Annotated in this window: 3 protein-coding genes; all 3 read right to left on the bottom strand. The window is 66.6% G+C overall.

Features of this window, described 5'->3' with window-relative positions:
* A partial coding sequence (gene ruvB / locus EOA24_RS35115; protein WP_127410658.1) for a Holliday junction branch migration DNA helicase RuvB occupies positions 1 to 755 on the bottom strand: 755 nt, incomplete at its 3' end.
* A 43-nt stretch (positions 756 to 798) separates the two neighbouring features.
* Positions 799 to 1,419: a Holliday junction branch migration protein RuvA gene (ruvA, locus tag EOA24_RS35120; protein ID WP_126080748.1), complete on the bottom strand. Its 621-nt coding sequence runs from the start codon at positions 1,417 to 1,419 to the stop codon at positions 799 to 801.
* A gap of 10 nt (positions 1,420 to 1,429) precedes the next feature.
* A complete protein-coding gene (ruvC, locus tag EOA24_RS35125) occupies positions 1,430 to 1,939 on the bottom strand; it encodes a crossover junction endodeoxyribonuclease RuvC (RefSeq protein WP_126080747.1) in 510 nt (169 codons plus the stop codon).
* Positions 1,940 to 2,193 lie beyond the last annotated feature (254 nt).

The following is a 2,193-nucleotide window of genomic DNA, read 5'->3' on the forward strand; positions in this document are numbered from 1 at the left end:
AGCCTGGTCAGCGCCTCGTCGGCGATCTTGCGGTCGACATGCGCGGCACCGGCGACGCTGGCGAAGTCGCGCACGCGGCGCAAGAGCCGGCCGGCGATGCGCGGCGTGCCGCGCGCGCGGCGCGCGATCTCGACCGCCCCGTCGTCGCCGAGTGGCATCGAGAGGATCCGGGCGCCGCGGCGCACGATCTGCTCCAGCTCCTCGACCGTGTAGAAATTGAGCCGCACCGGAATGCCGAACCGGTCGCGCAGCGGATTGGTCAAGAGCCCGAGCCGGGTTGTCGCCGCGACCAAGGTGAAACGGGCAAGGTCGATCTTGACCGAGCGCGCCGCCGGCCCCTCGCCGATGATCAGGTCGAGCTGAAAATCCTCCATCGCCGGATAGAGGATCTCCTCGACCGCCGGGTTGAGGCGGTGGATCTCGTCGATGAAGAGCACATCGCGCTCCTCCAGATTGGTGAGCAGCGCGGCAAGGTCGCCGGCCTTGGCGATGACCGGGCCGGAGGTCGAGCGGAAGTTGACGCCGAGCTCGCGCGCCATGATCTGCGCCAGCGTCGTCTTGCCGAGCCCCGGCGGGCCGACGAAAAGCACATGGTCGAGCGCCTCGCCGCGGCTCTTGGCAGCATCGACGAAGACCTTGAGATTGGCGCGCACCGCAGCCTGGCCGACGAACTCGTCGAGCGACTGCGGCCGCAGCGTCTGCTCGGCATCCTCGCCGCGCTTGTCGGGTGCAATGAGGCGGGGCGAAAGGCTCATGCCGCCTTCCTTGCATAGGACCGCTGGCGGGACAAGCGTCGCCTCATCGCGCCAGTTCCTTGAGCCCGAAACGGATCAACTTCGAGGCATCCGCTCCGTCGCCGGCCGACTTCAGCGCCGCCGCGACCGCGTTTGCCGCTATGTCGCGCGAATAGCCGAGATTGACGAGCGCCGAGACCGCATCCGTGATCGGCGCGGCCGCGACGCCTTCGCCGAGTTCCTGCTTGAGGCCGATCGTGCCGGTCGCCGCGCCAGCATAGGCCGGCGCCTTGGTGCGCAATTCGGTGACGATGCGCTCGGCCACCTTCTTGCCCACGCCGGGCGCGCGGGAAACCATGGCGATGTCGCGCAGCGCGATGGCGTTGGCGAGGTCGGCCGGCGCCAGCGTCGACAGCACCGCCAACGCCACCTTGGCGCCGACGCCCTGCACATTGTTCATCAAAAGCCGGAACCACTCGCGCTCCAGCCCCGTCTGGAAGCCGTAGAGCCGGATCATGTCCTCGCGCACATAGGTCTCGATGAAAAGCACCACCGCCTCGCCGGGCGACGGCAGTGATGCCAGCGTGCGCGCCGAGCAATGGGCGACATAGCCGACGCCATGCACGTCGATGACGCAGCTATCTTCGTCGATCTCGTCCAGCATGCCTTTCAGCTTGCCGATCATGATTTTCCCCTCACCCCGAAACCGCCATCCGATAGGCGACACTCGGACGATGATGCGCATGGCAGATGGCGATGGCCAGGGCGTCGGCAGCATCATCCGTGTCGAAGACCGCCTTCGGCATCAGCACCTTGACCATCATATGGATCTGCTTCTTCTCGCCATGGCCGACGCCGATCACCGCCTTCTTGACCGCATTGGGCGCGTATTCGGCGACGACCAGCCCGGCGCGCGCCGGCACCAGCATGGCGATGCCGCGCGCCTGGCCGAGCTTCAGGGTCGCCGTCGCGTCCTTGTTGACGAAGGTCTGTTCGACCGCGGCCTCATGCGGCATGGCCTGATGCAGCACCTCGGCCAGCCCGTCATGCAATTGGCAGAGCCGCGTCGCGAGCGGCGCCTTGTCATCCGAGCGCACGGTGCCGGACGCGACGAAGCGCAGCGAATTGCCGAGGCTATCGATGATGCCCCATCCGGTGCGCCTCAGGCCCGGATCGATGCCGATGATGCGAATCGCTTCCCCCATGCGCCAAGTTTAACCTCGGCGGCAAGCGATGCCAGCGAAATGTGAACAAACCGGAAACGGTCGCGATCCCAAGATCGCGCCTGACCGGTGTCGCAGGCCGTAGGGGATTTGGCCGGTCGGCTCTGTTGGCGTTGGCAGGCGGAATTGCGTTGGAGATTGGCCGAAACGCCCTTTGCGATCGTCATTCCAGGGCGGAGCAGGAGCGAAGCTCCGTCGCGAAGACCCTGGAATCCATGCCGTTACCTTCGCCAAGG

Source organism: Mesorhizobium sp. M2A.F.Ca.ET.039.01.1.1 (assembly GCF_003998035.1).
GTDB lineage: Bacteria > Pseudomonadota > Alphaproteobacteria > Rhizobiales > Rhizobiaceae > Mesorhizobium.